General features: G+C 68.8%; 29 protein-coding genes. 12 read left to right on the top strand and 17 right to left on the bottom strand.

The genetic code is table 11. From position 1 onward, the window contains the following. Positions 1–102: 102 nt before the first annotated feature. Entirely contained in the window at positions 103–504 is a 402-nt protein-coding gene (locus O3I_RS35145) for a nuclear transport factor 2 family protein (protein WP_051066817.1), read from the top strand. A 48-nt stretch (positions 505–552) separates the two neighbouring features. Here O3I_RS35145 and O3I_RS35140 read toward each other — a convergent pair whose 3' ends face one another. Genes O3I_RS35140 through O3I_RS35125 form a run of 4 tightly spaced genes read right to left on the bottom strand, consistent with a single transcriptional unit; the run spans position 553 to position 4,895 of the window. Continuing rightward, positions 553–1,029 (bottom strand): hypothetical protein, encoded by a 477-nt coding sequence (locus tag O3I_RS35140; RefSeq protein ID WP_014987796.1) that lies wholly within the window; start codon positions 1,027–1,029, stop codon positions 553–555. Positions 1,030–1,062: 33 nt separating this feature from the next. After that, positions 1,063–2,049 (bottom strand): ribosome small subunit-dependent GTPase A, encoded by a 987-nt coding sequence (rsgA, locus tag O3I_RS46675; protein ID WP_041564753.1) that lies wholly within the window; start codon positions 2,047–2,049, stop codon positions 1,063–1,065. After that, the gene (gene aroA, locus O3I_RS46670) at positions 2,046–3,347 is read right to left on the bottom strand and encodes a 3-phosphoshikimate 1-carboxyvinyltransferase (protein WP_041563069.1); all 1,302 of its coding nucleotides are present in this window, start codon (positions 3,345–3,347) and stop codon (positions 2,046–2,048) included. The genes rsgA and aroA overlap by 4 nt, the downstream gene beginning before the upstream one ends. A 39-nt stretch (positions 3,348–3,386) precedes the next feature. Further along, positions 3,387–4,895 carry an aldehyde dehydrogenase family protein gene (locus tag O3I_RS35125; RefSeq protein WP_014987793.1) on the bottom strand — a complete coding sequence of 503 codons (1,509 nt, stop codon included), beginning with the start codon at positions 4,893–4,895 and terminating at the stop codon, positions 3,387–3,389. Between the two features lie 205 nt (positions 4,896–5,100). Here O3I_RS35125 and O3I_RS35120 point away from each other — a divergent pair, with 205 nt between their 5' ends. Next, positions 5,101–5,883 carry an SOS response-associated peptidase gene (locus O3I_RS35120; RefSeq protein WP_014987792.1) on the top strand — a complete coding sequence of 261 codons (783 nt, stop codon included), beginning with the start codon at positions 5,101–5,103 and terminating at the stop codon, positions 5,881–5,883. 38 nt (positions 5,884–5,921) lie between these two features. Here the strand turns inward: O3I_RS35120 and O3I_RS35115 are convergent, their stop codons facing one another. Both O3I_RS35115 and ybaK read right to left on the bottom strand, forming a co-directional pair. Further along, positions 5,922–6,197 carry a hypothetical protein gene (locus O3I_RS35115; RefSeq protein WP_014987791.1) on the bottom strand — a complete coding sequence of 92 codons (276 nt, stop codon included), beginning with the start codon at positions 6,195–6,197 and terminating at the stop codon, positions 5,922–5,924. 72 nt (positions 6,198–6,269) lie between these two features. After that, complete coding sequence (gene ybaK, locus O3I_RS35110) at positions 6,270–6,764, bottom strand: Cys-tRNA(Pro) deacylase (protein ID WP_041563068.1); 495 nt, start codon at positions 6,762–6,764, stop codon at positions 6,270–6,272. Between the two features lie 297 nt (positions 6,765–7,061). Between ybaK and O3I_RS35105 the strand changes: the two genes are divergently transcribed. Further along, complete coding sequence (locus O3I_RS35105) at positions 7,062–7,700, top strand: sigma-70 family RNA polymerase sigma factor (protein ID WP_042258169.1); 639 nt, start codon at positions 7,062–7,064, stop codon at positions 7,698–7,700. Then, complete coding sequence (gene rsrA, locus O3I_RS35100) at positions 7,697–7,993, top strand: mycothiol system anti-sigma-R factor (RefSeq protein ID WP_014987788.1); 297 nt, start codon at positions 7,697–7,699, stop codon at positions 7,991–7,993. The genes O3I_RS35105 and rsrA overlap by 4 nt, the downstream gene beginning before the upstream one ends. 87 nt (positions 7,994–8,080) lie before the next feature. Here the strand turns inward: rsrA and O3I_RS47115 are convergent, their stop codons facing one another. Next, positions 8,081–8,155, bottom strand: coding sequence for a 50S ribosomal protein bL37 (locus O3I_RS47115; RefSeq protein WP_022597109.1), 75 nt, complete (start codon positions 8,153–8,155; stop codon positions 8,081–8,083). Between the two features lie 135 nt (positions 8,156–8,290). Here O3I_RS47115 and O3I_RS35095 point away from each other — a divergent pair, with 135 nt between their 5' ends. Both O3I_RS35095 and O3I_RS35090 read left to right on the top strand, forming a co-directional pair. After that, complete coding sequence (locus O3I_RS35095; protein WP_014987787.1) at positions 8,291–8,506, top strand: biotin/lipoyl-binding carrier protein; 216 nt, start codon at positions 8,291–8,293, stop codon at positions 8,504–8,506. A 23-nt stretch (positions 8,507–8,529) separates the two neighbouring features. Next, positions 8,530–10,044 (top strand): sensor histidine kinase, encoded by a 1,515-nt coding sequence (locus O3I_RS35090; protein ID WP_014987786.1) that lies wholly within the window; start codon positions 8,530–8,532, stop codon positions 10,042–10,044. Between the two features lie 112 nt (positions 10,045–10,156). Here O3I_RS35090 and O3I_RS35085 read toward each other — a convergent pair whose 3' ends face one another. Together O3I_RS35085 and O3I_RS35080 are read right to left on the bottom strand one after the other, a co-directional pair. Beyond that, a complete protein-coding gene (locus tag O3I_RS35085; RefSeq protein ID WP_011211115.1) occupies positions 10,157–10,411 on the bottom strand; it encodes a WhiB family transcriptional regulator in 255 nt (84 codons plus the stop codon). Positions 10,412–10,663: 252 nt separating this feature from the next. After that, on the bottom strand, positions 10,664–11,608 hold the full coding sequence (locus O3I_RS35080; protein WP_041563067.1) for a diacylglycerol/lipid kinase family protein: 945 nt from the start codon (positions 11,606–11,608) through the stop codon (positions 10,664–10,666). A gap of 106 nt (positions 11,609–11,714) precedes the next feature. Between O3I_RS35080 and O3I_RS35075 the strand changes: the two genes are divergently transcribed. Then, entirely contained in the window at positions 11,715–12,131 is a 417-nt protein-coding gene (locus O3I_RS35075) for a hypothetical protein (protein WP_041564752.1), read from the top strand. 19 nt (positions 12,132–12,150) lie between these two features. On the opposite strand, the gene O3I_RS35070 is transcribed toward O3I_RS35075, so the two are convergent. The 6 genes from O3I_RS35070 to O3I_RS35045 form a co-directional block, all read right to left on the bottom strand. Further along, entirely contained in the window at positions 12,151–12,843 is a 693-nt protein-coding gene (locus O3I_RS35070) for an endonuclease V (protein ID WP_014987783.1), read from the bottom strand. Between the two features lie 9 nt (positions 12,844–12,852). Next, the gene (locus tag O3I_RS46665) at positions 12,853–13,338 is read right to left on the bottom strand and encodes a GNAT family N-acetyltransferase (protein ID WP_014987782.1); all 486 of its coding nucleotides are present in this window, start codon (positions 13,336–13,338) and stop codon (positions 12,853–12,855) included. After that, positions 13,335–13,946, bottom strand: a complete 612-nt coding sequence (locus O3I_RS46660) for an acid phosphatase (protein ID WP_014987781.1) — start codon at positions 13,944–13,946, stop codon at positions 13,335–13,337. Before O3I_RS46660 ends, O3I_RS46665 begins: the two co-directional genes overlap by 4 nt. Positions 13,947–14,013: 67 nt before the next feature. Then, positions 14,014–14,520, bottom strand: a complete 507-nt coding sequence (locus O3I_RS35055) for a nitroreductase/quinone reductase family protein (RefSeq protein WP_014987780.1) — start codon at positions 14,518–14,520, stop codon at positions 14,014–14,016. An 81-nt stretch (positions 14,521–14,601) separates the two neighbouring features. After that, positions 14,602–15,837 carry a PQQ-binding-like beta-propeller repeat protein gene (locus O3I_RS35050; RefSeq protein ID WP_014987779.1) on the bottom strand — a complete coding sequence of 412 codons (1,236 nt, stop codon included), beginning with the start codon at positions 15,835–15,837 and terminating at the stop codon, positions 14,602–14,604. A gap of 27 nt (positions 15,838–15,864) precedes the next feature. Continuing rightward, positions 15,865–17,412, bottom strand: coding sequence for a DEAD/DEAH box helicase (locus O3I_RS35045; protein ID WP_014987778.1), 1,548 nt, complete (start codon positions 17,410–17,412; stop codon positions 15,865–15,867). 449 nt (positions 17,413–17,861) lie between these two features. Here O3I_RS35045 and O3I_RS35040 point away from each other — a divergent pair, with 449 nt between their 5' ends. The 3 genes from O3I_RS35040 (at position 17,862) to O3I_RS35030 (ending at position 20,618) form a co-directional block, all read left to right on the top strand. Then, positions 17,862–18,719 carry an SCO6745 family protein gene (locus O3I_RS35040; RefSeq protein WP_041564751.1) on the top strand — a complete coding sequence of 286 codons (858 nt, stop codon included), beginning with the start codon at positions 17,862–17,864 and terminating at the stop codon, positions 18,717–18,719. A 69-nt stretch (positions 18,720–18,788) separates the two neighbouring features. Then, positions 18,789–19,856, top strand: coding sequence for an alpha/beta fold hydrolase (locus O3I_RS35035; protein WP_014987776.1), 1,068 nt, complete (start codon positions 18,789–18,791; stop codon positions 19,854–19,856). Between the two features lie 72 nt (positions 19,857–19,928). Then, positions 19,929–20,618: a ferritin-like fold-containing protein gene (locus O3I_RS35030; RefSeq protein WP_014987775.1), complete on the top strand. Its 690-nt coding sequence runs from the start codon at positions 19,929–19,931 to the stop codon at positions 20,616–20,618. A gap of 1 nt (position 20,619) precedes the next feature. On the opposite strand, the gene O3I_RS35025 is transcribed toward O3I_RS35030, so the two are convergent. Then, on the bottom strand, positions 20,620–21,453 hold the full coding sequence (locus O3I_RS35025; protein ID WP_014987774.1) for a helix-turn-helix transcriptional regulator: 834 nt from the start codon (positions 21,451–21,453) through the stop codon (positions 20,620–20,622). 102 nt (positions 21,454–21,555) lie between these two features. Between O3I_RS35025 and O3I_RS35020 the strand changes: the two genes are divergently transcribed. Together O3I_RS35020 and O3I_RS35015 are read left to right on the top strand one after the other, a co-directional pair. Beyond that, the gene (locus O3I_RS35020; RefSeq protein ID WP_014987773.1) at positions 21,556–22,101 is read left to right on the top strand and encodes a YceI family protein; all 546 of its coding nucleotides are present in this window, start codon (positions 21,556–21,558) and stop codon (positions 22,099–22,101) included. 145 nt (positions 22,102–22,246) lie between these two features. Then, positions 22,247–22,474, top strand: a complete 228-nt coding sequence (locus O3I_RS35015) for a DUF3107 domain-containing protein (protein ID WP_014987772.1) — start codon at positions 22,247–22,249, stop codon at positions 22,472–22,474. Positions 22,475–22,592: 118 nt separating this feature from the next. On the opposite strand, the gene O3I_RS35010 is transcribed toward O3I_RS35015, so the two are convergent. Continuing rightward, on the bottom strand, positions 22,593–23,249 hold the full coding sequence (locus O3I_RS35010; protein ID WP_014987771.1) for a TetR/AcrR family transcriptional regulator: 657 nt from the start codon (positions 23,247–23,249) through the stop codon (positions 22,593–22,595).

The following is a 23,249-nucleotide window of genomic DNA, read 5'->3' as shown; positions in this document are numbered from 1 at the left end:
CGGGGCGTTTCCTATTTCCCCGGCGTGCGCAAACCCGTTGCCCAGTCGGATTTGCGGCGGAAGTCGCACGCGGAGCCGGGAAGCGGCGTAACTTGGCCCGGCGTGGACCGGAGCACAGTGCAGGCATGGGTCGGCGCGTACGAACGGGCCTGGCGGGAGCCTGGTACCGAGCATCTCGGCGACCTCTTCGCCCCTGACATCGGATATCTCGTTTCCCCGTGGGCCGAACCGCTCACCGGGCTACCCGCGCTCGCGAAGTTCTGGGAGGCCGGGCGCGACGGTCCGGGCGAATCGTTCACGATCGAGCCCGAAGTCGTCGCGGTCGACGGCGTCACCGCGGTGGTCCGGGCCGAGGTCGACTACCTCGATCAACCGGCCCGCTGGCGCGACCTGTGGATACTGCGCTTCGACGACCAGGGCCGCTGCACCTGGTTCGAGGAGTGGCCGTTCGCCCCCGGCCAGCCCGACGGCCAGGACCGGTCGCGCGCCGCGCTGTCCGGCTGAACGCGTTGTCCGGCTGAAAGATGATCACTGGGGAAGGTCCCCAGCTGATCAATGGTCCCGGCGCTGCGGCAGGGCGGCACAGTCCGCCGCGGTCCAGTCGGCGGCGAGATCCGCGCAGGTGACCATGACGGTGCCGGTGTGGAAGACGAGTTCGTGGGTGCAGCCGTCCGGATGCGGCAGGATTTCGTCGAGGATCAATTCGTGGAATCCGGTACGCCCCGGATCGCCGAGCGTGACGACGCGGTCCGTCGGCGCGGTGTAGCGGATGGTCAGGTCTTCGTCGTGTTTCCAGCAGTTGTGCCGGAGCCGGAGCTCGACTCCGGTGTCGGTGTCCCGGACGTCCAGGAACTTCAGGTCTTTCACGCAGCGCTTGCCGTAGAAGTCGTAGTGCTCCGGATCGGTGGCGAAAGCCCTTGCGCCCATGGGTAACTCGACGGCCAGCTCGGGCAGCCGCCGGAGGTAGGGCGCGGGGCTGAGCACCCCGGTGAGCTCGCCGACCGTCGCATTCAGATCGACGTAACGCATGGACGGCAGTGTAGAGCCGGGAGTGCCTGGCGGCTAATAGTTTTCGTTGCTGTTCAGGGCGTTGAGCAGGACGCGGATGGCGGCGACCCGGCGCTCCTTGCCGGGGAGCTGGTCCAGGGCGCACTCCGGGTCGGCGGGCGGGCCGAGGTGGGTGCAGCCGCGGGGACAGTCCTCGATGGCGGCGGCGAGGTCGCTGAAGGCGGCGACCACGTCGTCGGGGGTGATGTGGGCCAGGCCGAAGGAGCGCACGCCGGGGGTGTCGATCACCCAGCCGCCCGCGGGCAGCGGCAGCGCCACCGACTGGGTGGAGGTGTGCTTGCCCTTGCCGACCCCGGATACCGCGCCGACGGCCCGATACGCGTCCGGCACAAGACGATTCACCAGCGTCGACTTGCCGACGCCGGAGTGCCCGATGAACGCGGTGAGCCGATCGTGCAGCAGTTCGAGCACCGGTTCCAGCGGATCCTCGATCCCGCCGTAGACGATGGTGAGATCGAGATCTTCGAAGGCGGAAGCGAATTCGGATGCGGCGTCCAGATCGTGCTTGGTCAGGCACAACACCGGCCGCAGCCCGCCGGCGAACGCCGCGACCATGCAGCGCTCGACGAAACCGGTGCGCGGCGGCGGGTCGGCGAGGGCGACGACGATGAACAGCTGTTCGGCGTTGCCGACCACGATGCGTTCGAACGGGTCGGTGTCATCGGCGGTGCGCCGCAACACCGTTCGGCGATCGGTGACCCGTACGATGCGGGCCAGCGTGTCGGGTTTGCCGGACAGGTCGCCGACCACGTCCACCTGATCGCCGACCACGATGGGGGTGCGGCCGAGTTCCCTGGCCCGCATGGCGACGATCTGCTTGGCCGGATCCCCGCCGAGCACACAGCCCCAGCGGCCCCGGTCCACCGACACCACCATGGCGGGTTCGGCATCATTGTGCTGCGGACGGGTTTTCGTGCGCGGACGCGAACTCTTGCCCGGGCGCACCCGGACGTCGGATTCGTCGTACTCGCGCTTTCTCAGTGCGCCGCCTCCTGATCGGCCGACGGCGAGTCGAGCATCTGCTGCCACAGCGCGACGAAATTCGGCAGCGTCTTCGCGGTGGTGCCGATGTCCTCGATCTCGATGCCGGGCACGCGCAGGCCGAGAATGGCTCCGGCCGTTGCCATCCGGTGGTCGGCGTAGGAGTGCCAGCGCCCGCCGTGCAGCGTGGCCGGCACGATCTCGAGCCCGTCCTCGGTCTCGGTGACCTTGCCGCCGAGCCGGTTGATCTCGGTGGACAGGGCGGCGAGGCGGTCGGTTTCGTGGCCGCGCAGGTGCGCGATGCCGCGCAGCACGGAGGGGGAGTCGGCCAGGGCGGCCAGCGCGGCGACGGTGGGGGTGAGTTCGCCGACGTCGTGCAGGTCGATGTCGATGCCGGCCAGCCGATCCGGGCCGTGCACGGTGAGCACGCCGTCGAAGATGCGCGCCTCGGCGCCCATCCGCACCAGGATCTCCCGGATCACGTCGCCCGGCTGCGTGGTCAGCCGCGGCCAGTGCGGGATGCGCACCTCGCCGCCGGTGACCGCGGCGGCCGCGAGAAACGGTGTCGCATTGGACAGGTCGGGTTCGATATCCCATTCCACCGCGCGGATGGGGCCCGGCGTGACGACCCAGGTCTGCGCCTGGCGGCTGTCCGCGGGCGTCTGCACCTGCACGTCCGCGCGGCGCAGCATCTCGACGGTCATCTCGATGTGCGGCATCGACGGCAGCGCCTTGCCGTCGTGGTGCACGGTCAGGCCCTCGTCGAACCGGGCCGCGGACAGCAGCAGACCCGAGACGAACTGCGAGGATCCGGACGCGTCGATGGTGACGGTGCCGCCGCGCAGCGCGCCCTTGCCGTGCACCGTGAAAGGCAGTGCGTCGCCGTCGATTTCGGCGCCGAGGTGGCGCAGCGCGGCCAGGATCGTGCTGAGCGGGCGGACCCGGGCCTGCGCGTCGCCGTCGAAGGCCACCTCGCCCGCGGCCAGGGTGGCCACCGGCGGCAGGAACCGCATCACGGTGCCCGCGAGCCCGCAGTCCACGGTGCCGCCGCGCAGCGTGGCCGGGGTGACGGTGAGCGTGTCACCGTCACCCTCGATGACCGCACCCAGCGCGCTGAGCGCCGCGATCATCAGATTGGTGTCGCGGCTGCGCAGCGCCCCGGACAGGGTGGAGGGCCCGTCCGCCAGGGCGGCCAGGATCAATGCCCGGTTCGTGATCGATTTCGACCCGGGCAGGGTCACGGTCGCGTGCACAGGGACATCGACATGGGGCGCTGGCCAGAAACTCACGTGTTCCATCTTCTCAGCTCGCCCCGGCGGACACGCGGGCGGTGTTCGCTACTTGTGCCGTCCGTGGATGAAGGGGACCAGCTTGCGCAGCAGCTTCATGGTGGACTGGGTGCGCGAGTAGCTGAGCAGCGCCATGCCGGGAATCGCGAAGCGCTGCACCGCGATCGCGTGCGGGCGGGAGAACTCGCGCAGGCCGGGCTCGCCGTGGATGCGGCCGATGCCGGAGTCGCGGACGCCGCCGAACGGCAGGCCGGGGATGGCCGCGAAGGCGAGCACCGAGTTCACCGAGGTGGCCCCGACGTGCAGCCTGCGCGCGATGTCGAGCCCGTTCTTCTTCGAGTAGACCGCCGAGGACAGCCCGTACCGGTTGTTGTTCGCCAGCTCGACCGCCTCGTCCACGCCGTTCACGGTGCGGATGGTGACCGTCGGGCCGAAGGTCTCCTCCTGCACGGCCTGCGAGTTCTCGTCCACGTCGAGCAGCACGACCGGTTCGATGAACGGCGCCTTCACCGATTCCGGGCCGCCGAGCACGGCGGTGCCGCCGTTCTTCAGCGCGTCATCGATGTGCTTGCGCACGATGTCGATCTGGCTCGGCATGGTCATCGGGCCGTACGCCGCGCCCTCGCCTTCGCCGGGGCCGACCTTCTCCAGGATCTTCTTGAGCTCGGCGACGAATTCCTCGCGCACCGAGCGGTCGACGTACACCCGCTCCACGCCCGCGCAGGTCTGGCCGCTGTTGGCGGTGGCGCCCCAGGCGACCGCGTCGGCGGCGGCCTTCACGTCGGCGTCACCCGCGACGATCACCGCGTCCTTGCCGCCGCATTCGAGCAGCACCGGGGTGAGGTTCTCGGCGGCCGCCGCCATGATCCGCTTGCCGGTCGCGGTGGAGCCGGTGAACGCGATCTTGTCGATATCGGCCTTGACCAGCGCCGCCCCGGTCGCACCGGAACCGTTGACGGTGATGAACACGCCTTCGGGCAGTTCCGGATTGGCCTTGGCGAACGCTTCGGCCAGGAAATTGCCGATGCCGGTGGAGTATTCGCTCGGCTTGAACACCACGGTGTTGCCTGCGGCCAGCGCGTAACCGATGGACCCGTTCGGGGTGTAGACGGGATAGTTCCACGGGCCGATCACGCCGACGACCCCGAGCGGGCGCTGCTCGACCCGGGCGGCGAAGTTCGACATGAACGCGCCGGGTGCGACCTTCTTCGGCGAGAGCAGCTTCTTGGCGTTCTTGGCCGCCCAGGCGATGTGCTCGAGCGCGAGCATCAGTTCGAGGAAGGCGTCGTCGAGCGGTTTGCCGTTCTCGGCGTGGATCAGCTTGCAGAACTCGTCCGAATCCGCGACCAGCCGGCTCGACCAGCGCAGCAGGTGGGTGCGCCGTTCGTCGAAGCTCAGCGCGCCCCAGGTGGCGGCGGCGGTCCTGGCCTTTGCCACGGCTGCCCGCACCGCCGCCTCGTCGGCGATCGGGTACGTGCCGATGACCTCGCCCGTGGCGGGATTGACCGACGTGAGTGCCGTGTCGTGGTCGGCCGGTTTGATGTCGGTGGATGTCACGGTGAGTCTTCTCCTCTTGCCGGTGGCTGCTCGGGCGACGGCGCCCGCGGTGTCCAGGCGGTGGCCGGTCGGTGCGCATGCGTCAGCGGACGGGCACGATGAACCCCCATCCTCTGAGAGAATGTTAGGTCAAAACTCTCAACAGGTCACCAGCTATGGACCAATTGTCCATGAGGTTGTCGGTGCGGGGTGGGAGTATCGAGATATGTGCGGACGATATGCGACCACGACAGATCCCGGCCGGCTCGCGGTCGAGCTGGATGCGATCGATGAGACCGACACCGCGGGCGCGGGCAACTACACCAACTACAACGTCGCGCCGACCACCCAGATCCTCACCGTGGTCGAGCGCCACGAGCACGGTCACAAGGACGACGAGCCGAAGCTGCGCCTGCGCCGGATGCGCTGGGGCCTGATCCCGGTGTGGACCAAGGCCGCCGAGCCGGGCGTGCCGGTGAAGGGCAAGCCGCTGTTCAACGCCCGCGCCGACAAGGCCGCGACCACCAATTCGTTCCGCGACGCCGTGAAGTACCGGCGCTGCCTGGTGCCGATGGACGGTTGGTACGAATGGGTGGTCGAACCTCAGGCGGGCGCCAAGGGCAAGGTGGCCAAGCATCCGTTCTTCATGGCGCCGGCCGACGGCTCCCGGCTGTACATGGCGGGGCTGTGGTCGGTCTGGCGCGATCGCACGCTGCCCGACAGCGAGCCGCTGCTGTCGTGCGCCATCCTGACCACCGACGCGATCGGCGACCTGACCCGCATCCACGATCGGATGCCGCTGCCGATGCCGCAGGAGCACTGGGACGCCTGGCTCGACCCGGACCACCCCGCGCCCGCGAGCCTGCTGGAGACGCCCAGCGAGGAGGTCATCGCGGGCATCGTGGCGCGACCGGTCCCGTCGCTGGTGAACAGCGTGAAGAACAACGGGCCCGAACTGCTCGCGCCGGTGCCGGAAAAGGAAGAAGCCGAGCAGATCAGCTTGCTCTGATCCGCTCGGCCCGGCGACTCGTCACCCGAAGGGCTGGGTCAGATCGAGCACTTCACCGACGGGCTCGCGATGTTCAACCCGCATTTCACGATGCCGGTGACCAGGTCGATCACCTTGGTGGTCACGGTGCCGCCGAGTTTCTCGGCCTTGTCGGCCTGCTTGTCCGGGCTCTGGGTGGCGCCGTCATCGATCTGGGTCGCGGCGGGCGGGGCCGCCTGGGCCACGGCGCTGCCCGGCGCCGCCACGCCGCAGGCCAAGGCGAAGGTTCCGAGCAGGGCGACGATCATGGAGCGCACACGCAGTTGCGCGGACATTTCGCATCACATCCTCGAGTCGGACGAATCTGGCTCGTCCATTGACGCACAGGTTGTCGCGAATTCCCGGTTTTACACCGTCCGTATCGTGGCGGTCACCGCCGCGGCCAGCCGGATCAGCTCGGCCGGGGCCACCTCGATCTCCAGCCCGCGCCGTCCGGCGCTGCACAGGATCCGGTCCCAGGACAGGGCGGAGTCGTCGATCACCGTCGGCAACAGCTTGCGCTGCCCGAGCGGGGAGATCCCGCCGAGCACGTAGCCGGTGCTCCGCTCGGCCTTCGCCTTGTCCGCCATGCTCGCCTTCGGCGCGCCCAGCGCGGCCGCGGCGGCCTTGAGCGACAACATGTTCGGCACCGGCATCACGGCCACCGCGAGCGTCCCGGTGGACAGCTCGAGTACCAACGTCTTGAAGACCTGCGCCGCGACCACCCCGACGCTGTCCGCGAGCGCGTCCACCGCCTCGGTCCCGAACGAGTCGGCCCGCGGATCGTGGGTGTAGGCGTGCACGCGGTGCTCGACTCGCGCCTTGGTCAGCACACGCACCGCCGGTGTAGAGGCTCCTGCCATGGCGCACACCTTAACTGCGCGGTCCGGCCGTACGGCACCGGTTTTCCGGTGCGCGGCGGCCGCGGTGGGAACAGAGGACGTGTCGCGCATGTTGCAAGCGAATACACAGCGCCCGGCTGGGACGAAGAGCCCACCGTCCGCCGATGAGGCCCCGTGAACGACGTGAAGGAGATGCCGGTGCCACTGCTGCTCGACGAACGTCCGGTGCGGACGACGACGTCGCCGATGGATGCCGGATTCCCGGTCGCATTGCCGTTGCCGGTAGATTTGGCAGGTACGGCGATCGAAGGGACAGGTGTGACGAGCGACGATGACGTGGTGACCGACGGTGTCGGTGCCGCCGCGGTCGACGATACGGAGCTGGCCCAGCGGTTCGAGCGTGACGCGCTCCCGCTGCTCGACCAGCTCTATGGTGCCGCGCTGCGGATGACCCGGAACCCGGCCGACGCCGAGGACCTGGTGCAGGAGACCTACGTCAAGGCGTTCCAGGGGTTCAAGTCCTTCAAAGAGGGCACCAACCTCCGCGCTTGGCTGTATCGGATCCTGACCAACACCTACATCAACTCCTACCGCAAGAAGCAGCGCCAGCCGGCGCAGTATCCGACCGACGAGATCACCGACTGGCAGCTGGCGGCGACCGCCGAGCACACGTCGCAGGGTCTGCGTTCGGCCGAGGTCGAGGCGCTGGACGCGTTGCCGGACGACGACATCAAGGCCGCGCTGCAGGAGCTGCCGGAGGAATTCCGGATGGCCGTGTACTACGCCGATGTCGAGGGCTTCCCGTATAAGGAAATCGCCGACATCATGGGCACCCCCATCGGTACCGTGATGTCCCGGCTGCACCGCGGCCGCAAGCAGCTCAAGGGTTTGCTCGCCGACGTGGCGCGCGAGCGTGGATTCAACCGTTCGGGGGAACGCCAGGAGGTTAAGCAGTGACTGAGCGGGACCCCGACATGGACCTCGACTGCACCGCCGTTCTCACCGACATCTGGTTGATGCTGGACGGCGAGTGCAACGACGAGACCCGTGCCCGGTTACAGCACCACATGGACCACTGCTCGCCCTGCATCGAGGCCTACGGCATCGAGGAGAAGATCAAGGGTCTGCTGAGCCGCAAATGCGGCGGTGACCGCGCCCCCGAGGGCCTGCGGGACCGGCTGACCATCGAGATCCGCCGTTCGGTCACGGTGACCAAGGTGGAGTCCTCGATCGACGCCGCCGACTCCTAGCGAACAACCAGAGCCGGAACAACTAGAGCGGCACGCCTTCCTTACGGAAGTGCGTGCCGCTCTAAGTTTTTCGGCTGAGCACAACGCTCAGGCGTTGGGCCGCTTGCCGTGGTTGGCCGCGTTGCCCTTGCGACTACGCTTCTTACGTCCGCGCTTACCCATAGGTAGTCTCCCTTCTGATTGAAGGCCATTGTTTCATGTGTGGTTGGCTGTAGTTCCAGCGGATGCAGGCCGCGCGGCAGGGCCGTTCGTTCCCGGCGAGCGAGCTGTCCGAACCAACCGAGTGAATGGGGTGTCATGGCTGAGGAAGTGCTGGCGGAGCTGGTGTCGGTCGTCTATCAGGTCGTGGCCAAGGAGGGGGACGTCGTGAAAGAGGGCGACACCCTGGTCATTCTGGAGTCGATGAAGATGGAGATCCCGGTGCTGGCCGAGGTCGGCGGCACGGTGAGCTCGATCGGTGTCAAAGAGGGCGACGCCATCAAGGCGGGCCATCTGATCGCTGTGATCTCCTGATTCGATTGCGGCGGTAGAACCCCATGGCGACCCTCAGTGAACTGCTGGCCGAACACACCGACTTACCCGGCGTCGCCGTGGACCATTTGCAGCGGGTGGTGGGTGATTGGCAACTGCTCGCCGATCTGTCCTTCGCCGATCTGCTGCTCTGGGTCGGCGCCGGACCGATCGCGGAGGGCGCCGACATCGTGTGTGTCGCGCAGTGCCGTCCGACCACCGCGCCCACCGTGCACCAGGAGGACCTGGTCGGCACCCTGGCGTTGCAGGCCGATCATCCGCAGGTGTTCGACGCGTTGATGTCCGGCAAGATCGTGCGCGCGGACCACGATGTGGAGACCTCCGGCGTCTATCACCCCACCCCGGTGCACGCGGTGCGCGAGGCCATCCCGGTGCGCTGCGGCGACGACGTGATCGCGGTGCTCAGCCGGGACACCGACGTGCAGCGGTCCCGGGTCCGCAGCACCCTCGAAATCGCCTATGTCGCTTGCGCGGACGACCTGTGCCAGATGATCGCCGACGGCACCTTCCCGACCACCGAGGATCGCGCGGCCACCCATTCCAGCCCGCGCGCGGGCGACGGCTTCATCCGGCTCGACACCGCGGGCATCGTGGTCTACGCCAGCCCGAACGCGTTGTCCGCCTATCACCGGATGGGTTTGCAGGCCGACCTCGCCGGTCAAGACCTCGCGGTGCTGACCAGGTCGCTGATCACCGATCCGTTCGACGCGCAGGAGGTGGTCGGCGACATCCAGGCCGCGCTGGCCGGGCGCACCGGTCGCCGGATGGAGGTGGAGGCGCGCGGCGCGACCGTGCTGTTGCGCACCCTGGTGCTGCGCCCGCACGGCGAACTCGCGGGGGCCGCGGTGCTGGTCCGGGACGTCACCGAGGTCAAGCGGCGCGACCGCGCGCTGCTCAGCAAGGACGCCACCATCCGGGAGATCCACCATCGGGTGAAGAACAACCTGCAGACCGTCGCCGCGCTGCTGCGCCTGCAGGCCCGCCGGACCGAGAACGAGGAGGCGCAGGTCGCGCTCACCGAATCGGTGCGCCGGGTCACCTCGATCGCGTCGGTGCACGAGATGCTGTCGATGTCGGTGGACGAAGAGGTCGACCTGGACGAGGTGGTCGACCGGCTGCTGCCGATCATGGCGGATGTGGCGACGGTGCACACCGCGCGGATCAAGGTGCGCCGGGCGGGTTCGCTGGGCGTCTTCTCCGCCGAGCGGGCGACGCCGCTGGTGATGGTGCTGACCGAGCTGGTGCAGAACGCGATCGAGCATGCCTTCGATTCGGGCGAGAACGGTTCGGTGACAATCCGTTCCGAACGTTCGGCCCGTTGGCTCGATGTGATCATCAGCGACGACGGCCGCGGCCTGCCCGCCGGATTCAGCCTGGAATCCTCGGATCGGCTCGGCCTGCAGATCGTGCGGACCCTGGTGACGGCCGAACTGGGTGGTTCGATCGGCCTGCATCCTGGTGCGGATATCGGGACCGACGCGGTGCTACGCGTGCCGCTCGGGCGGCGTTCCGGGCGTTAGCGACGGTGTCGTCATAGGTGTTGGGGCACAAGATAGCCCGGCACCTCTGGGGTGCCGGGCTGAAATGCGCTTACCGGACCGGGCTGAAAGGTCCGGTAAATCGAACGTCTGCTCAGACGACGGTGCGGGTGCGTGTGCGCGCGTTGCGACGCTTCAGCGCACGGCGCTCGTCCTCGCTCATACCGCCCCACACGCCGGCATCCTGTCCGGACTTCAGGGCCCAGGACAGGCAGTCAGCGGTAACGGGGCAGCGAGCGCAGACCAGCTTGGCATCGGCAATCTGCGCGAGCGCAGGACCGCTGTTACCCACCGGGAAAAACAGTTCGGGGTCCTCGTCGCGACAGATGGCCTTGTGGCGCCAGTCCATTCCTCTGCTCCTTTGCTGGGCGCCGCAAAAGGGCGCCGACGGTTTGTGGATCGTTCACTTGTGCGACTCGAATGTTTCCGCACGGTTGCTTGTGAATGCTTTCACGAACACCGTAGATGTCAATAGGTATCTGGTGCACCGTGGGGAAGCTCACGCTCAACGGCTCCCGCTGGGGGAACCTGCCCGGTCCTTTGTACTCGCTCTACCCGGTTTTCGCAGCGCAACCACGATGTTTTTCGTGCGTTTTCTGCATCAGGCTGGTCGCGGCGCCACGACGTCCAGGACGGCGGGCACCGCCGTGAAATCCACCACGTTGCGCTTCCCGATAAAGTCGCCATCGATTTGCAGACCGATGGGTTCCTTCGTCTCGACGCGCACGGACGGAACGTTGTCCTCGCGAAACAAATTGCGGGACTTGGGGTTTCCATCGACAGCCAAAAGCTGCCTGGCAAGCAGCAGTGTAGGCAGTACTGCCATCGAACGCACGGCAAACACGCCGAGACCTGTTTCGAACCTGGTGCCCGGGTTGGTGTGCACCGGGGTGGTGTTCAGGTAGGTCCACGGGGTGGTGTTCGTTACGAAGGCGTAATGCACGTCGGTGATCGGTTCGTGGCCCGGGATTTCGATCCGAACAGAGGGTTCCTTACGCCGCGCGCGGAAAAACTGTCGCACAGTTGTTCGAAGATATCGGGCGGGCGTCGCGGTTTTTCCGTCGGCGCGACTTTCATCGATGGCTTCGCACACATCGGCGTCGAGACCGACTCCCGCGCTGAACGTGAACCAGCGATCGTCGGCCAGGCCCAGCCCGATGCGGCGGTCCTTGTCCAGGGTGAGCAGATCGATGAGCTGATTGGTGGCGGTCACCGGATCGGGGGAGATGCCGAGCGCGCGGGCGAACACGTTCGCCGAGCCGCCGGGGATCACGCCGAGCCTGGGCAGCCAGGCCTGGCCGTCGTTGAGCTCGGGCAGCGGCAGGAATCCGTTGATGGTCTCGTTGACCGTTCCGTCGCCGCCGTGCACGACGATCAGATCCATCTCGTTGGTCGCGGCCCACTGGGCCAGTTCGGCGGCGTGCCCGCGGTGCTGGGTGTGCGCGACGGTCAGCTGGGTGCGGCTCTCCAGCGCGTGCGCCAGCAGATCGCGAGTTGCCGGCGTCGTCGAGGTGGCATTCGGATTCACGATCAGCAGGGTCCGCACGCCACGCAGCTTAATTGGCCGCCGAACCGGTCCGAAAAGCCGCTGAACCGGACCGGTCGCGAAGCGGGCCGGCGGCATCGCCACCTAGGCTTGGCGGGTGGCTGAAATCGGTAGAGGTGACGGTGCCGCGGGCGTGCCGACGACGGTGCGCGGCGCGGGCGCGCTGGTGACACTGGAGGGCGGCGTCGCGGTGATCGTGGCGCTGGTGTTGATCGTGCGCGGGCTGCTCGGCGCCGACCAGACGGCGACGAGCGGGTACGGCACGGCCGCCTGGTTCGGCATCCTCGGCGGCGCCGTGCTCGCGGCGGGCATCGGCTTGCTGCTCGGAAAGCGGTGGGGCCGCGCGATCGCGGTCATCGCGCAACTGCTGTTGCTGCCGGTCACCTGGTCGCTGCTCACCGACTCACATCAACCGCTGCTCGGCGCGGCCCTCGGCGTCGTGGCGCTGGGCAGCCTGATCCTGCTGTTCGCGCCGCCGTCCACCCGGTGGATGGCCGAGGACTACAGCGTCGAACCCGACTGACGTTCGTCCGGCCGGTTCCTCACCCCTGGCCGGCCGCCGCGCCTTTGAGCGCCGTGCGGCACAGCGCGTCCGCGCGCCGCGTGGTCTCCGGCAGGCGGTACGCCGGGGTGAGCGCGAGCACCTGCGCGCAAGCGGAGTCCAGATCGATGCGATGGCCGATGGAGACGAAGACGGGTTTCACCCCCGCCCTGGTGCGCAACGCGCTGCCGACGACCTCGCCGTCGATGGTGACATCGGTGCGCGCGCCGCGCTCGGGTCCGGGTTCGGCGTAATCACCCCAGACCGATTTCGCGACGCCGATCGCCGGCACCCCGGTGAGCACGCCGATATGGCACGCGAAGCCGAGGCGCCGCGGATGCGCCAAACCCTGTGCGTCACAGACCAGTAGGTCGGGAGCGGCGGTCAGCTGTGCCAAAGCCCGCATGGTGGTGGGCAATTCGCGGAAGGCGAGCAGGCCGGGATGGTACGGGAAATGTGAGACCCCGTGCGCGACAGTTGTTTCGACGGTCTCCAGCGTCGTCGCGTCCAGCACGACCACCGCCGCCGCGACCGCCCCGGTGTCGGCGTAGGCGCAGTCGAGCCCGGCGATCATCCGGAATTCGCTTGCCGGGCCGGTGGTTTCGACCTTGGGGCGCAGATCGTCCTGAATCGCGATGGCCTCGTCCGGCGTCGTCGGCCAGGTGGTCTCGTCGAGATGTGCGAGCCATGTCATGGTCGTGCGCTACTGCCCGTCCTCGGCCAGCCGATCGAGCGCGGCGCCGGACAGGCGATAGCCGACCCACTCGTCTTGTGCTGCGGCGCCGAGGGATTCGTAGAAATCGATGGACGGGGTGTTCCAGGTCAGCACCGACCAGGACAGGCGGCTGTAGCCGTGTTCGACGGCTTCCCGGGCCAACGCGGTGAGCAAGGCCTTGCCGTAACCCTTGCCGCGGGTGTGCGGCTGGACGTAGAGGTCTTCGAGATAGATCCCGTGCACGCCATCCCAGGTGGAGAAGTTGAGGAACCAGATCGCGCAGCCGACCAGCTCCCCGTCCTCGCTCACCACGTGCGCGAAGACCTTCGGTTCGGGTCCGAACAGGGCGGTGTCCAGCTGGGTTTCGGTGACCGTGCACTCGTCGCGGGCCTTCTCGTACTCGGCCAGATCCTCGACGAGCCGGACCAGTCCCGGCACATCGGCGGGGACGGCGCGGCGCAGTTCAAACGTCACAGTATTGCTCCGTTGCTGGTGGGAACGAGATTGTGCGCGTGCACGGTACGCACCTCGTGTTCGTAGCCGAGCACGGTCAGCGCGCCGGTCGACATGGCGAACCGGCGGCCCTCCGTGAGCTCGAATTCGGCCCAGCGGGCGATCAGCGCCCGGGAGAAGTGTCCGTGCCCGACGAGCACGATATCGCGTTCGGGCAGTTGGGGTTCCACCGCGGCGAGCACTCGATCGGCTCGGGCGCGCACCGCGTCGGCGGACTCGCCGCCGGGCACCGTGCCGGTCCAGATGGTCCAGCCGGGGGCGGCCTCGCGGATCTCGGGCGTGGTCAGGCCTTCGTAATCGCCGTAGTCCCATTCCGCCAGATCGTCGTCGACCGCGGTGACGGTGAGCCCGGCCAGCTCGGCGGTGCGCGCCGCGCGGCTGCGGGGACTGGTGAAGACCAGCGGGTCACGCAGCCGCAGCGCGGTCAGCAGCGGACCGGCGGCGCGGGCCTGCGCCTCGCCGTGCTCGGTGAGCGGCACGTCGGTGTTGCCGGTATGGCGGCGCCCGGTGGACCAGGCGGTCTCGCCGTGTCGGAGCAGCACCAGCCGGGCATCGTCGAGTACAGACATGGATCCATCATGGTTCACGCCCGGCCCGGCGCGTCCCCCGGCCGGTGTCGCCGGGCGGCGGCGCCGGTCAGCCCTGCGGCTCCAGCGCCAGCACGACGAGCGGGAGCGGGCGCGTGATCTTGGACTGATAGTCCGCCAGCAGGGGGTTCTCGGCCAGCGCCCAGGCCGCGAACTCGTCGTATTCCGCGCCTTCCAGGGCCTTCGCGGTGCCGCGGTAGGTCGCGCCGCCGAGCTCGACGGTGACCCGCGGATCGGCCTTCACGTTGTGATACCAGGCCGGGTACTTGTCCTCGATGAAAGAACTCAGGTAGATGGTCTCGCCGCGGCGCAGCAGGCCGAGCGGGACCACGTGCTGCTTGCCGCTCTTGGCGCCCGTCGTGGTCAGCAGCAGGAGTTCGGCCCCGGCGTAGGCGCCGCCGACCTTGCCCGCGCCCGCCCGGAACTCCTCGATCACGCCGTCGTTCCAGTTGGCCATCTCGGCCTCGGAGAACTCCTGGTTCCATGGCGCGTCAGGATCGTCGAACGAGGTGATATCGCTTTTCGACGCGGCCGCGGTGGGGTCGTTTTCGTTCATGCCGGTAGTGTGCCGCACGCCACCGACAGGCGGTCGCCCCGAATTGTCGCGGCTGTGCTCCACTCAACGGCGCCGGGGCGCTCAGCCGAGCGCGTACACCTCGGTGCCGCGTTGTTCCAGGATGGTCGAGCCGAGCACGGCGAGGGAGATGGGCGCACCGCTGTAGTCGGTGCGGGTCAGCGGTACCCGGCCGACCTCGGCGCCGGAGGTGGGATCGAGGAACGCCATCGCGCCGGCCGTCGGCAGCAGCAGCCTGCCCGCCATCATGGCCGGGCTGCCGAGCGCGCCCGCCGCGGTCCACAGCGGGTCGAAGGTGGTGCCGTTCAAGGCGATCACGCTGTTGCCGGTGAAAACCAGGTAGGCCGAACCGATTCGGGTGGTCGTCGACTCGGCGCTGAGCGGAGCCGAAAGCTGGTGCACCACAATCGGATTGCCGGTCGCGTCGAAGACGGCCAGGCGCGGCGCCGCAGGTTGCGCGCCGGACGCGCCCGGCGCGCCGGGCAGATAGAGCACGATCCGGTTGTCCGATACCGCGAGCACCTTGGCGTCGGCGGAATCGCTTCCGGGACCGGTCAATACGTGCGAGCCGTGCTCCTCGGGCACCGTGTTGTCCTTCGGTGCCGGGTTCAGCACGGTGAGCCGGTCGGCTGCGTCCTCGGGACAGCGCTCCAGCACGGCCAGCCGGGACGGGCTCGAGCCCGAGGACAACAGGGTGCAGCCTTTGCGCGGTTGGGTTTTCACGTTCACCGGCGCGTCCACGAACCCGTATTCGAGGGTGCGCACCAGGTCCGAACGCCACATCTCCAGCCGCTTCGGACCCTGGGCCAAGGTGTAGGTGCCGTCGACGGACAGGCGCACCGACGGATCCATGTAGCTGGTCCGCGCGGTACGCCGCGCGCCGTTGTCGCCGGCCAGCAGCGTGGCCTGGCTGCACCCGCGCTGGTCCCGGTAGACCGCGACCACGGTGGTGAACTGGCCCTCGATCCCGCAGAGCGGCATATCGCGCCGGTAGTACCAGAGTTCGTCGCCGGTGCGCGGATCGTGGCCGGTGACGGTGCCTTCGTCACCGGTGACGACGACGCCGCCGGAGACCAGCGCCCGTTCGCTCGCGGCGTTCGGCGCGTGCCACAGCTCGCGCAGCGAGGTGGGCAGCTGATCGGTCGCGGCGGGTGTCGGCACGGGCGAGGTGGCGGTCACCGATTCGGTGCCCCGCGCATCGCCGCGCGCCCACACCACCACCGCCGCGACCACCACGAGTGCGGCGATCGCGACAGCGGAGATTACGTCGGCGCGCGTTCGCCGCTCGGGTGCGAGCACGATTGCGAGAGTAGCGGATCCGGTCGATCAGACCGAAGCCGTGGCATGTTCGACCGAACTGCCTGCGCTTTCGGTCGAGTTGCCGTCGGCCGCGGGCTTACGGCGCCTGCGCCTGCGCCGCGCGGGCTTGTCACCGTGCTCGTCCGAGTCGGGGGACGCGTCGTCCGCGCTGTGCTCGTCGACCGGGGTGTCGCCGTTCGTCTCGGCGCCCTCGACCGGCTGTCCGCGCACGGTGCGCTTGCGGTTGCGCTTGCGCGGGGTGCGGGCCGGGCGGTCGACGACGATTGCGTCCTCTTCCCGTTCCGGCTTGGCCTTGCGCACGGTGCCCGAGACGCCCTCGGGGATGCCGAGATCGCTGAACAGGTGCGGGGAGCGGGAGTAGGTCTCGACGGGTTCCGGGATGCCGAGGCCGAGCGCCTTGTCGATGCTCGCCCAGCGGGCCAGTTCGTCCCAGTCGATCAGCGTCACCGCGACACCGGTGCGCCCGGCCCGGCCGGTGCGCCCGATCCGGTGCACGTAGGTCTTCTCGTCCTCGGGGCACTGGTAGTTGATGACGTGGGTGACGTCGTCGATGTCGATACCGCGCGCGGCCACGTCGGTCGCGACGAGCACGTCGATGGCGCCCTTGCGGAACTTGGTGAGCGCCTTCTCGCGGGCGATCTGGCCGAGGTCCCCGTGCACGGCGCCGACCGAGAAACCGCGCTCGGCGAGATCGTCGGCGACCTTCTGCGCGGTGCGCTTGGTCCGGGTGAAGACCATCGTGGCGCCGCGGCCCTCGGCCTGCAGCACCTTGGCGATCAGTTCGCTCTTGTCCAGCGCGTGCGCACGGTAGACGAACTGCGCGGTGCGATCGTGCACGGCCGAATCGTGCGGTTCCTCGGCCCGGATATGCGTCGGGCGGGTCAGGAACGTGCGGGCCAGGGTGATGATCGGGCCCGGCATGGTGGCCGAGAACAGCATGGTCTGGCGCTTGTCCGGAACCATGGTCAGGATGCGCTCGATATCGGGCAGGAAGCCCAGGTCGAGCATCTCGTCGGCCTCGTCCAGCACCAGCACGCCGATCTTGCCCAGGATCAGATGATTCTGGTTCGCCAGATCCAGCAGCCGGCCCGGCGTGCCGACCACGACGTCGACGCCGGCGCGCAGCGCGGCGATCTGCGACTCGTAGGGGCGGCCACCGTAGATGGAGGCCACCTTCAGCGGTCCCTGGTGGTTGGTCAGGTACTTGCTCGCGTTCTCCAGGTCGTTGGTGACCTGGATGCACAGCTCGCGGGTCGGCACGATGACCAGCGCCCGCGGCGTGCCGTCGAGCGGGGTGGTGCCGGTGTCGGCGGTGGCGATGCGGTGCAGCAGCGGCACGCCGAAGCCGAAGGTCTTGCCCATGCCGGTGCGCGCCTGGCCGATCAGATCTTCACCGGCGAGCGCCAACGGCAGGGTGAGTTCCTGAATGGCGAAAGTACGTTCGATACCGATCTCGTCGAGCGCGCGCACGATTTCCGCGCGCACCCCCAATTCGGCAAATGTCGGTGCGGTATGGGTTTCGTCCAGTTCGGCGGTCAACAGCGTGTCCGCCACCCCGGGTTCCTGTTCAACGGTGATCTTGCTCAGGTTCGTGCCTTCCTCGTAATCGCGTCACGCGCGCACGAGGTGGGGCGGACCGGTCGGCCCACGACGACCACGTCTCCGCCTGTGATACTCGCCCGGCCACGCTCCGGATGTCGTCGGGTGCCGCGGCTTGTGGCAGCTACCTCGCGAGACATCGGCGCGGCGCACTGGCGATGCGGATCTGGTGCGCGCACATTTTCCTGGACGACGAAACCGCTGCTCGACAACTCGGTGCGGGCGATCTGCGGAGTACCGCGGTGGCGGTCGACGCACAGATCTGGCAACTCCATCGAGCGAAACATTTCGTTGTCCGCTGCGATTGTAGCGTGATATTGTGCGCGGCTCGAATTGCCACCGCCGTTTATTCGGAATCCGAACTACGGTATCCCCGCGCCGTTCATCGACGTACGCTGCGCGACATGGCAATTCATCCTGCGCGGCAAATCTGGACGACGCTCGAACCGCTACACGATGTGGTCTATTTCGGGACCGGTGTCAAGGAGGCGGGCGTCGCGATCGGGCTGCGCGGTTACTGGCAAACGTACTTCGCATTTCGGGCCGCGCCGCTCGGCGCCGTGACCGCCGCCACAGTGGCGGCGACGTTTGCCGGTTTTCATCCGGATATGGTGCGCAAAGCGGTGCCGGACGCGTGGGCGCGGGCGACCCCGCAGCAGTGTCTGGCGGTACGCCTCGATTTCTCCGCCGCGCTGCTGCGGGGGCTCGGCGCGGGCGAGGCGGAATGCGCCCGCGCGGTGGAGCTGCTCGCTCCGGTGCAGCGCGACGCGGATCCGACCGGCAGGCCGCTGTTCGCGGCGAACGCGGCGCTGCCGCTGCCCGCGGATCCGGTCGGCGCGCTGTGGCAGCTGGCCAGCTCGTTGCGCGAGCACCGCGGGGACGGGCATGTCGCCGCGCTGGTGGCGCACGGCCTGACCGGTCGCGAGGCGCTGATCATGCAGGTGGCGGCGGGCAAGGCGCCGGAATCGGTGATGCGGCCCGCGCGCGGCCTGTCCGAACGCGACTGGGCCGACACCTGCGACGATCTGCGGGCCAGGGGCCTGGTGCGGGGGGAGCCGAGCAATCCCGCGCTCACCGGCAGCGGCGGCGAACTGCTCACCCGGGTGGAGGCGAGCACCGACAAGGCGGCGTGGAACGGCGGCCTGGCCGCGCTGTCCGCCGGCGCCGTCGCCGAGCTGACGACCTCGCTCGCACCGCTGGTGAAACGGGTGCGGGAGACCGTGCTGCCGCCCGTCACCCCGGTCGCCATGGGCCGGGGCTGACGAAGGGGTGTTCGCCACAAACCGGACTTGCCTGTTACCGCCGGTACCGAGATATGAGACATTCTCGGTGTGAATATCGCGGACACCGTCACCATCGCCGCGCGCAACGCGTGGGCGCTGACCTTCGGTTCGGGCGTCGAGGCGCCCGATCCCACCCCGTCGACGGTGCTGTGGGACGAGCCGCATCGCCAGCTGCGCCGGTTCGAGCACCGCCCCGGTGCGCCCGAAAACACTTCGACCGCAACGGATTCGGCCGTCCTGCTGGTGCCGCCGCTGGCCGCGCCGGCCACCTGCTTCGACCTGCGCCCCGACCAGAGCCTGGCCGGGTTCCTGCTGGAGACGGGCCGGGCGCCCTACGTCATCGACTACGGCGAGATCACCTTCGCCGACCGGCGGATGGGCTTCGAGGACTGGATCGACGAGATCCTGCCCGAGGCGGTGCTGCGCACCTCCGCCGATCGCGGCGGCGTGCCGGTCGACCTGGTCGGCTGGTCGCTCGGCGGCACGCTGGCGCTGCTCACCGCCGCCGCGCACGCCGAGTTGCCGATCCGGTCGATCACCGCGGTCGGCTCGCCGCTGGACTACGACAAGATGACCGGTATTCCGCAGCTGCGCGCGGTCGCCCGGTTCACCGGCGGGATCGGCACCTCGACGCTGGTCCGCGCGGCCGGTGGCGTGCCCGCCTCGCTGACCAGGATCGCCTACAAGGTCACCGCGTGGGATCGCGAGCTGACCCGCCCGTGGTTCGTCGCGAGCAATATCGCGCGCACCGAGACGCTGGCGCGGATGGAGACCATCGACCGCTTCATGGCCGAGATGCCCGGCTACCCCGGCCGCTTCTACGGCCAGCTGTGGGGCCGGCTGATCCTGAACAACGATATCGGCCGCGGCGTGGTCCGGCTCGGCGCGCGGCGCATCGAGCTGGCGCAGGTGAGCGCGCCGGTGCTGCTGGTCGGCGGGCCGAGCGACGTGATCACCGCCGCGGCCGCGGTCGAGGCGGGTGCGCGCAACCTCACCGGCGCCGCCTCGGTCCGCTACGAGACCTCGCCCGGTAGCCACCTGGGCATCCTCACCGGCCCCGAGGCGCGCGGCACCACCTGGACCTATTTGGACAAGTTCCTGGTCGAATCGGCCTGAGCGCGCGCGGAATTCCGGCGCAGGCAGCGCCGCGGGCGGGCGTGATCGCGGCGGAGTACTAGTCTGGGGTTCATGGGAGCACAGTCACCTGCCGCGCCGGGTGTTTCGTCCGCAGACTCCATCCCCGCCGACCATCCCGGAGTCATCGATCTGTTCGCGGTGCTCGCCTACGGCGAGATCTCCGCGTTCTATCGGCTGGCCGAGGAAGCCAAGCTGTCGCCGACGCTGCGCGGCAAGGTCGCGGTCGCCAAGATGGCCTCCGCCGAGATGGGCCACTTCAACGCGCTGGAGTCGGCGCTGGCCGAGCGCGGCGTCGACATCTTCGACGCGATGGCCCCGTTCGTCCGGGCGCTGGACGCCTACCACGCCTCCACCGACCCATCGACCTGGCTGGAGTCGATGGTGAAGTTCTACGTCGGCGACGGCATCGCCGCCGACTTCTACACCGAGATCGCCGGGGCGCTCACGCCCGAGGTCGCGGCCGTCGTCCGGGACGTGCTGGAAGAGACCAGCCACTCCGAGTTCGTGGTGGAGGAGGTGCGTCGCGCGGTCGAGACCAGCCGCTCCGAGCGCGACCGGCTCACCCTCTGGGGCCGGCGCCTGCTGGGCGAGGCGATCACCCAGGCGCAGTACGTGATGGCCCAGCGCGACGAGCTGACCGAGCTGGTGCTCAGCGCCACCGGCGACCTCAACGGCATCGCCGCGCTGTTCGAGCGCATGCAGACCAGCCATGCCGAGCGCATGGCCAAGCTCGGTCTCTGACCTACTCGTTCGCGGCCGGACGAACCAGACGCAGGCCCTGGGTCTGCGTCTGGGCCTGGTCGACCAGCCAGACGATGACGCTCTGATCGCGGTCGGCCTCCAAGGTTTCGAACGGCACATCGACCCGCCCGTGCACCGGGTGGTCCAGCTGCAGCATGCCGGAGATGCGCGCGCCCACGTGATGCGGCTTCCAGCGGGCCGCGAACTCCGGTTGGCGGCGCAGCGCGTCGATCGTCTTCAGCAGCGAATCATCGCCCGGCCAGCGGAGTTTCGCGCGGGCGAGCGCGGCGGTGAAGATATCGGCCGCCTCGGACCAGTTGCGCAGTACCGTCCGCGCGGTCGGATGCCGGAAGGTGTACCAGGCCAGGTTCGGCTGGCTGTCGCCGTCCAGCAGGCCGAGCGGCGCGGCGAACTCGGCCCAGGCGGCGTTGGAGCCCAGCACGTTCAACCGCCTGCCGATCACGAAGGCCGGCGTCGGCTGCAGCGCCCGCAGAATCGACTCGATCGTGTCCGCGACCTGCTCCTCGGCGGATTCGCTGCCCGGGCAGTTGGATTCGTTGCCGGAGGCCAGGGCGAGCATGCTGAAGTGGTGGCGTTCGTTGCCGCGCAGCAGCAGTGCGTCGGCCAGCGCGTCGACCACCGCGACGGACGGATTGGTGTCGCGGCCCTGCTCGAGCCTGGCCAGGTAGTCCGCGCTCACCCCGGCCCGGACGGCCACCTCTTCGCGGCGCAGTCCTGGGGTCCGGCGCCGCCTGCCCTCCGGCATGCCGACGTCGCCGGGCCGTAGTTCGGCCCGGCGTGCGATGAGGAACTCCGCGAATCCGTTGCGTGCCATGGGCTCCATCGTGCCGTTTCCTGGGAGGCTTACCCTCGCCCTGTCAGGTCCAGGATAACGGCGGTCTGGTTAACGGACCGTGGTCCGGCCAGGGTCTAGGGCATGACTACTTCTTCCGAATCGACCACCGCCCAGCTGAAGGCGGGCGCCTGGACCCTGGACACCGCGCACTCCTCGGTGGCCTTCACCGTCCGCCACCTCGGCATCTCCAAGGTGCGCGGCGGATTCACCAAGTTCGAGACCGAATTCGTGGTCGACGAGGCCGGTCGCGCCGAGCTCGGCGCCACGATCTACCTCGACTCGTTCGACACCGGCAACCCCGACCGGGACGCGCACATCCGCACCGCGGACTTCCTCGACGTGGCCAACCGCCCGACGCTGACCTTCCGCGCCACCGAGCCGGCCCAGATCGCGGAGTCCTTCGAGGTCGAGGGCGAGGCCACGCTCGGCGGCGTCACCAAGCCCGTCACCCTGGACGTGGAATGGGGCGGGGTGCAGGAGTTCGGCGCCACCGGTGACAACCACGCCGGATTCTCGGCCACCGGCACCATCAAGCGCACCGACTTCGGCGTCGGCGGCGCGCTGCCCGGCATGCTCAGCGACAAGGTCAACATCGAGCTGGAGATCCAGCTCGTCGAGCCCAAGTAGGCTCGCGCGCCGACGAAGGCCTGCACAGCGGCGTGCGGGCCTTTTTCTGTTTCGCTCAGAGCGCAGGCACCGTCTGCCGACCGGATGATCCCCCTGCATTAGCCTTGGGACGACAGCACAGGACTCTTACGTTCGGAGGTTGGCCGTGGAGGTCAAGATCGGTATTTCGGATAGCCCACGCGAGCTCTTGATCATCAGCTCGCAGACCCCGGACGAGGTCGAGGCGCTGGTGGCCGGTGCGCTGAACGGCAGTGGCGGCGTCGTGTCCCTGACCGACGAGAAGGGACGCAAGTTCCTGATCCAGGCGTCGAAGGTCGCCTACGTCGAGATCGGCACCCCGCAGAGCGGTCGCGTGGGCTTCGCCACCGTCTGAGGTTTCCGGCCCCGGCCCGAACCGCAACGAGCCCCCGCACCTTCGGGTGCGGGGGCTCGTTCGTGTGCGGGCTCAGTCGATCGGGTGCAAGGGGCTCAGTCGATCGGGTGCAGGGGGCTCAGTCGATCGGGTGCAGGGGCACGTGCGACAGACCACCCCAGGCCAGGGAAACGGTCGTGTCGACGGCCTCTTCCTTCGGGATGGGCCGGTCCGCCTCCAGCCAGTAGCGCGCGGTGAATTGGCTCGCTCCGACCAGGCCGACCGCGAGGATGCGCGCCCGGTACGGGTCGAGGCCCGAGTCGTGGGCCACCAGGTCGAACACCGCGTCCACGCAGGCCTCGGTGGCCTGCTCGACCCGGCGCTGCACCTGCGGCTCGCTGGTCAGGTCGGATTCGAAGACGAGGCGGAAGCCCTGCATCTCGTTGTCGACGAAATCGAAGTAGGCCTGTACGGCGGCTCGGACGCGCTGACGGTTGTCGGTGGTCGACCGCAGCGCCTGCCGGACGCTGGAGACCAGCATGTCCACGTAGTTCTGCAGGACCGCCAGATACAGCTCCAGCTTGCTGGTGAAGTGTTGATACAGCACCGGCTTGCTCACGCCCGCGCACTGCGAGATCTCGTCCATGCCGGCGGCGTGGTATCCGCGCTGGACGAAGACTTCGCTGGCCGCCGCGAGTAGCTGGAGACGTCGCTCGTCGCGCGGAAGCCGGGTGCCGCGTTTGGCGGGCTCGGACGACGTTCTACGGGACGTCATCCGGTCCACGAGGTCAGTCAT

Source organism: Nocardia brasiliensis ATCC 700358 (assembly GCF_000250675.2).
Classification (GTDB): Bacteria; Actinomycetota; Actinomycetes; order Mycobacteriales; family Mycobacteriaceae; genus Nocardia; species Nocardia brasiliensis_B.
Note: the sequence above shows the minus strand (reverse complement) of the source record. Positions and strands in the feature narration are given on the sequence as shown.